This window comes from Mycobacterium sp. UM_WGJ (assembly GCF_000455125.1).
Taxonomy (GTDB): Bacteria; Actinomycetota; Actinomycetes; order Mycobacteriales; family Mycobacteriaceae; genus Mycobacterium.
On record NZ_AUWR01000009.1, the window covers coordinates 64475 to 71456 of the forward strand.

At 66.4% G+C, this 6982-nt stretch carries 7 protein-coding genes; 6 read left to right on the forward strand and 1 reads right to left on the reverse strand.

Going from position 1 to position 6982, the window contains the following annotated elements; genetic code table 11:
• Nucleotide 1: 1 nt before the first annotated feature.
• Genes N416_RS0104350 through N416_RS0104365 form a run of 4 tightly spaced genes read left to right on the forward strand, consistent with a single transcriptional unit; the run spans nt 2 to nt 3543 of the window.
• Nucleotides 2-1225, forward strand: a complete 1224-nt coding sequence (locus N416_RS0104350) for an amidohydrolase family protein (protein ID WP_024440908.1) — start codon at nt 2-4, stop codon at nt 1223-1225.
• Nucleotides 1209-1631, forward strand: coding sequence for a nuclear transport factor 2 family protein (locus tag N416_RS0104355; RefSeq protein ID WP_024440909.1), 423 nt, complete (start codon nt 1209-1211; stop codon nt 1629-1631). The genes N416_RS0104350 and N416_RS0104355 overlap by 17 nt, the downstream gene beginning before the upstream one ends.
• Entirely contained in the window at nt 1628-2737 is a 1110-nt protein-coding gene (locus N416_RS0104360) for an acyl-CoA dehydrogenase family protein (protein ID WP_024440910.1), read from the forward strand. The genes N416_RS0104355 and N416_RS0104360 overlap by 4 nt, the downstream gene beginning before the upstream one ends.
• 2 nt (nt 2738-2739) lie before the next feature.
• Entirely contained in the window at nt 2740-3543 is an 804-nt protein-coding gene (locus N416_RS0104365) for an acyl-CoA dehydrogenase family protein (protein ID WP_024440911.1), read from the forward strand.
• Between the two features lie 85 nt (nt 3544-3628).
• Here N416_RS0104365 and N416_RS0104370 read toward each other — a convergent pair whose 3' ends face one another.
• Nucleotides 3629-4801: an acyl-CoA dehydrogenase family protein gene (locus tag N416_RS0104370; protein ID WP_024440912.1), complete on the reverse strand. Its 1173-nt coding sequence runs from the start codon at nt 4799-4801 to the stop codon at nt 3629-3631.
• A 219-nt stretch (nt 4802-5020) separates the two neighbouring features.
• Here N416_RS0104370 and N416_RS0104375 point away from each other — a divergent pair, with 219 nt between their 5' ends.
• Together N416_RS0104375 and N416_RS0104380 are read left to right on the forward strand one after the other, a co-directional pair.
• Nucleotides 5021-5674 (forward strand): TetR/AcrR family transcriptional regulator, encoded by a 654-nt coding sequence (locus tag N416_RS0104375; RefSeq protein WP_024440913.1) that lies wholly within the window; start codon nt 5021-5023, stop codon nt 5672-5674.
• A gap of 124 nt (nt 5675-5798) precedes the next feature.
• Nucleotides 5799-6982: aldehyde dehydrogenase (locus N416_RS0104380; RefSeq protein ID WP_024440914.1), on the forward strand; the 1184-nt coding region annotated here is incomplete at its 3' end.

Consider the following 6982-nt stretch of genomic DNA (forward strand, 5'->3'; position numbering starts at 1 on the left):
GGTGCTGACGCTCAAGGCGGCCGGGCTGCTGGACGTCGTCGCCGGCGAGATCGTTCGGCCCGGTGTGCTGCATATCGACGGCGAGCGGATCGTCGGAGTCGGCGAGCGCCCAGCCGGCAGCGACGACGAGGTCATCGACCTCGGCGACTCGATCCTGCTGCCCGGGTTGATGGATATGGAAGTCAACCTGCTGATGGGCGGCCGCGGCGAGAATCCAGGGCTGTCCCAGGTGCAGGATGACCCACCGACCAGGGTGCTGCGTGCGGTGGGCAATGCCCGGCGCACCCTGCGCGCCGGGTTCACCACGGTGCGCAACCTGGGACTGTTCGTCAAAACCGGCGGATACCTGCTCGATGTGGCGCTGGCCAAGGCGATCGATGCCGGGTGGATCGAGGGCCCCCGCGTGGTGCCGGCCGGACACGCGATCACCCCCACCGGAGGACACCTGGATCCGACGATGTTCGCGGCGTTCATGCCGGGCGTGCTGGAGCTGACCGTCGAGGAAGGCATCGCCAACGGTGTCGACGAGATCCGCAAGGCGGTGCGTTACCAGATCAAACACGGCGCACAGTTGATCAAGGTGTGCTGTTCCGGCGGTGTCATGTCCCTGACCGGAGAGGCGGGAGCACAACACTACTCCGACGAAGAACTGCGGGTGATCGTTGACGAGGCGCACCGGCGGGGACTGCGCGTGGCCGCGCACACCCATGGCGCCGAGGCCGTCAAACACGCGGTGGCCTGCGGTATCGACTGCATCGAGCACGGCTTCCTGATGGATGACGAAGCCATTGCGATGCTTGTCGACAACGACCGCTTTCTGGTCACTACGCGGCGACTGGCCGAGGCCATGGACGTGTCCAAGGCACCGGCCGAACTGCAGGCCAAGGCCGCCGAGATGTTTCCCAAGGCCCGCACGTCGATCAAGGCGGCCTATGAGGCCGGGGTGAAGATCGCTGTCGGCACCGATGCGCCAGCGATCCCGCATGGCCGCAATGCCGATGAGCTGGTCACCCTGGTGGAGTGGGGCATGCCGCCGGCCGCCGTCCTGCGCGCGGCGACGGTGACCGCCGCTGAGCTCATCAACGCAGCCGACCGCGGCCGCCTGGCCGAAGGGCTACTGGCCGATGTCATTGCGGTTCCCGGGGATCCACTGGCCGACATCACCGTCACCCGGAACGTGAACTTCGTCATGAAAGGCGGCAAGGTATATGTCAACAAGAACTGACGACCTGGTCGAGATCCAGCAGACGCTGGCCCGCTACGCGGTCACCATCACCCAGGGCGACATCGACGGACTGGTGGCCGTGTTCACCCCGGACGGTACCTACAGCGCCTTCGGCGAAACCTATTCGTTGGACCGGTTTCCGGTACTGGTCGATGCCGCACCCAAGGGCCTGTTCATGACCGGCACCCCGGTGATCGAATTGGACGGCGACAGCGCGACCGGCACTCAGCCGCTGTGCTTCATCGACCACGCCAGCCACGACATGCGGATCGGCTACTACAACGACACCTATGTGCGCACTGCCGGCGGCTGGCGGTTGAAGACCCGGGCGATGACGTTCATCCGCCGCAGCGGTGTCCACGATTCCGGACGCCCGCACGCGATCGGCCGTCCCTCATCGAAATGAGCGTCTCTAAATTCCAAGCAGATCTGCGATCCTGGCTCGACGACAACGACCTGACCCCAGGGCCTGATCGCTCCCTGGAAGCCCACATCAAACAGTTCGGCCGGGTATGCGCGGCACTGTATGAGGCCGACTGGATGCGGTATGGCTGGCCGGTCGAGGCCGGCGGCCTTGGCGGTCCGGCGATGCTGCGGGCGGTCGTCGGCGAAGAGGTCGTCGGCCGCGGGCTCGCCGAGCCGGGCCCCTACTCCATGCTCGAGGTGCTGGCGCCGACGATGATCGACTACGCCACCCCAGAGCTGGCCGCGGAGATGGTCCCCAAGTTGCTCAGCGGCAAGGAGCAATGGTGCCAAGGCTTTTCCGAGCCGGGATCGGGCAGCGACCTGGCGTCACTGACCACCCGCGCCGTCCCACGGGGCGACCAGTGGGTGATCAACGGCCAGAAGGTCTGGACCAGCTTCGCCCAGTACTCGCAGCGCTGCATCCTGCTTACCCGCACCGGGGACGCGGATACGCCGAATCGCCGGGCTATCACCGCCTTCTTCGTCGACACCGACACCTCCGGCATTGATGTGCGCCCGCTGCGCACCATGCACGGCGTCGACGAGTTCTGTGAGGTCTACTTCGATGATGTCGTCGTCGATGACTCCCGGATGCTGGGCAAGCCCGGCGACGGCTGGCAGTTGGCCATGGACCTGCTGCCCTACGAGCGCTCCACCTGCTTCTGGCAGCGCATCGCCTACCTGTACTCACGCTTCGACGCGCTGATCGCCGAGGTGAAGCGCCAGGGCGCCGCGGTCGACAACGACTTGGGGGCGGTGTATCTGGCGTTGCACACGTTGCGCTGCCGCTCCCGGGCCACCCAGCACCGGTTGGCCGACGGTCATCGGCTGGGCCCGGACACCTCGGTCGACAAGGTGTTGCTGGCCAGCGCCGAACAGTTGCTCTATGACACCGCCCGCGACCTGCTGCCGGGCGTCATCGAGCTGGACGAGGGCGAGTGGCGCGCCGAGTACCTCTACTCCCGGGCGGCCACCATCTACGGCGGCACCGCCGAGGTTCAGCGCAACATCATCGCCCGACGACTGCTCGACCTTGGCAAGGAGTGACGATGACCGCCGGAATGGACACCGCCTCGCTCGTTCTGCTGGAAGACACGCTGCGCAAGACCATGGCGTCGTCGTCCGGCGCCGCGCTGGATCGGGCCTTGGCTGAACTCGGTTGGACGGAAATGCTTTCCGAAGAACCGGACTTGGCCATCCCGCTGGTGTTCCGGCTGCTCGGCGAGACCGGGGCGCACGCCTCGGTACTTAACGACGTGATCCTGGAGACCATCGGCGGCCTGCCCGGCGGCACTCCCCCGATGCCCTATGCCGGTGGCAGCTGGGTGATCTGGGAGCGCAGCGAGCGCGACCCCAACCCCGTTCTTGGCGGGCTTCCGCTGCGCCAGATACCCGGCGGGGAACTGATGCGCCTGGGTGAGGCCCGCCGCGCGGTGGGATGGTGGCTGGTCGGCTCGGCGCGGGCGATGCTGACGCTGGCCCGCCAGCACGCAACCGACCGGGTGCAGTTCGGCAAGCCGATCGGGTCCTTCCAGGCCGTTCGGCATCGACTGGCCGAGACCCTGGTCGCCATCGAGGGCGCGGAGGCCACTCTTAGCGTGCCCGTGATCGACAGCCCGGACCTGACTTCCATGTTGGCCAAAGCCGCCGCGGGCAAAGCTGCGCTGACCGCGGCCAAGCACTGCCAGCAGGTGCTCGGCGGTGTCGGTTTCACCGAGGAACACGAGCTGCACCGGCATATCGAGCGGGTACTGGTGCTCGACGGCCTGCTCGGAAGTTCCCGCGAATTGACCCGCCAGGTCGGCGGCGGTCTGCGGGCCCGCGGCTCGGCGCCGCGCATGGTGCAGCTCTGACCTTCGCCGAGTGGCAATTTCGCGACGAGACACGCCGTTACGGCGTCGGTGAAATGCCGCTCGCGAGGGGGTGAGCCAGTCGCGGCTAGCGCGGCAGGCCGAGCACCCGCTGGGCGATGATGTTGCGCTGAATCTCCGAGGTACCACCGGCGATGGTTCCGGAGAAGCTGCGCAGGTAGCGGTCGAACCAGCTTCCAGAGGCGTGATCCTCGTTGAGCGGCATGTAGGTACCGGAGCTGCCGGGGTGGATCAGGCCGGCCGCACCCGCGTTGTCGAGTGCGTGTTCCGCGGCGTTCTGGACGGCTTCCGAACCGAGCAGCTTGAGTACTGACAGTGCGGGCACATCCTGCTCACCGCGCGCGGCCTGCGCCAGTGCCACCGAGCCGAGCAGCCGCAGCGCCTCGTTGTCCATCAGCAGCGTGGCAAAGCGGTCACGGTCCAGCGGACCGGCCGGGTGGAAGTCATGAATCAGATCGCGCAGCCGCTCGGCGAAGCTCATCCACAACAGCGTGCGTTCATGACCAAGTGAGCCGTTGGCCACTCCCCAACCGCCGTTGAGCGGCCCCACCAAGTTCTCGGCGGGTACCCGAACGTCGGTGAAGAACACCTCGTTGAAGTCGATGTCGTCGTACGCACACGCCGATGCAAAGGGCCGTCGCACAACGCCTTCGGCGTCGGTGGGGATCAGCAGCACACTGATTCCTTTGTGTTTCGGCGCATCGGGGTCGGTGCGTACGAACGTCAGCAGTACGTCGGCGTCGTGGGCGCCAGAGGTCCAGACCTTCTGTCCGTTGACCACGAAGTGGGCGCCGTTGAGCACCGCCCGGGTCTGCAGACCGGCCAGATCCGAGCCGGCACCGGGCTCACTCATGCCCAGCGACGCGGTGATCTCGGCCCGCAGAATCGGTACCGCCCAACGGTGTTTCTGCTCGTCGGTGCCGAACGAGAGCAACGAGGCGGCGATGATCCCGACCCCTTGCGGGTTGAAGCTGGGGTAGATACGCCGACGGGACAGTTCTTCGGAGTGCACGTACTGCTGCAGAATCGTGGCGTTGCGGCCGCCGAATTCGGGCGGATTCGCCGGCAGCAGCCAGCCGTTGTCGAACAACAGTCGCTGCCAGCTACGGGCCCAATCCGGCACGTCCGAGCACGAATGCGACCGTTGCAGGGCCTCGGCGTCGCTGGGCAGATGCTCGTCGAGGAAAGCCGAGAACTCGGCCCGGAAGTTCTCGACTTCAGGATCAAAGGTCAGCTGCACGCAGAACTCCTCGACTCGGGCGCCCGGGATACCCGATTCGAATGCGGCCGCCGATGTTGCTCGTCCGCTTCCCTAGACGCGGATATGAGAATATCATTCTCGAATGGAGAAGTTACGATCTCTGCATCGTCGCCCCCACGCCAGCGTGCTGCGCCACCGGCGGATTTGCGTCCAGTACAGTTGCGCCATGTCTCGGTCACCGCAGCGTCCGGAACGCCGGTGACCAATCCGAGCGAGGAACCCGCCTGGAAGCAGCGCGCGGTCGAACGCTCAATCAAGACGGCGAAGATCCGCGCGGCGCAACGCGTCCAGCGGTTTCTAGATGCCGCACAGTCGATCATCATCGAGAAGGGCAGCACGGACTTCACCGTCCAGGAGGTCGTGGACCGCTCCCGCCAATCGCTGCGCAGCTTCTACCTGCAATTCGACGGCAAGCACGAGCTGCTGCTGGCGCTCTTCGAAGACGCACTGAGCCGAGCCGCCGACCAGATCCGCGCCGCGACGGCCAATCACGCCGATCCGCTGGAACGCGTCAAGGTCGCCGTCGAGTTGCTGTTCGAGTCGTCGCGCCCGGACCCGGCCGCCAAACGTCCGCTCTTCACCGATTTCGCCCCGACGCTGCTGCTGACCCACCCCGTCGAGGTCCGGGTCGCCCACACGCCACTGTTGGAGTTGCTCGCCGAGCTGACCGAACAAGCCGCCGACGCCGGCCGGTTGCGCACCGGAACCAATCCCCGGCGGGTGGCGGCCATGGTCATGCAGACGGTCATGTTCAACGCCCAATCCAGCCCGGCCTCAGCCGATCCGGCGGTCAACCCGCTGACCGCCGAGGAAGTCTGGGACTTCTGCGCGCATGGCTTCGGACGCGGCTGAGCCGCTCGGCTGACCCTCGCCCAACCACTGCAGCTCGGCCCCGATCGCGAACCCTAGACATCGGCCGGGGAACCACATACCCTCGTGCAAACGCAATTATCCGAATGCGAGAAGGGGATTATCCATGTCGGTGCAGTCGGTGTTGGACGACATTCGCAAGGTCCCCGGCACCGGAGACGTGATTCCGATCATCGATCCGGCCACCGAAGAGCAGCTGACCGAATTCACCGACTGCGGGCCCGAAGCGGTCAACGACGCCGTCGCCCGGGCCAAGGCCACCGCCGAGTCCGGGGTGTGGTCGCAGATGGCCGACTATGACCGGGCCAAGGTGCTCTGGAAGGTCGCCGACCTCATCGACGAGAACGCCGAGGTCCTCGCCGAACTCGAGTCGATCAACGCCGGCATTCCGGCCTCGCAGGCCGCCATCATCACCAAGGTGGGCTCGGAGTGGTTCCGTTACTACGCCGGTTGGTGTACCAAGATCGACGGCATCGCACGGGACGTGAACACCGGTGGCCTCACCGGCATCGAGTCGCATCAGCACGTCTACACACTGCGCGAGCCCTATGACGTGGTGGGACTGATCTTCCCGTGGAACGGGCCCGTCTTCAACTTCTGCGCGAAGCTGGCGCCGTCGCTGGCCGCCGGCTGCAGCAGTGTGGTCAAACCGGCCGAGGAGACCCCGCTGTCGGCGCTGGTGCTGGACCGCATCCTGAGCGAGGCCGGCGTGCCCGACGGCGTGGTCAACATGGTGCTCGGGTACGGCCACACCGCCGGTGCGGCGATCACCGCGCATCCCGATGTGGACAAGGTCGCGTTCACCGGCTCCACCGAGGTCGGTCGTGAGATCGTGCGCGCTTCTGCCGCAAGCAATCTCAACAAGGTGACCCTGGAGCTCGGCGGCAAGTCGCCAGTGCTGATCTACGACGACGCCGACATCGACATGGCCATCACCATGGCGGCGTTCGGGACCTTCGTGCACTCCGGCCAGGCCTGCGTGTGCGGTTCGCGCATCTTCGCTCAGCGCGGCGTCTACGAGCGGGTCGTGGAAGGCATCGCCAACATGGCCAACATGATGCAGCTCGGTGGCCCGAAGGACGAGGGTGTCATGGTCGGCCCGCTGATCAGCCAGAAGCAGCTGACCCGGGTGCTGGGCTATCTGGAGCAGGGCAAGGCCGACGGCAACGAGCTGGTCACCGGTGGCCATCGGCTGGACCGCAAGGGCTACTTCGTGCACCCGACCGTGGTCACCGGCGTCGACCCCGACTCCAGCCGGCTGTTCCAGGAGGAGATCTTCGGCCCGGTGGT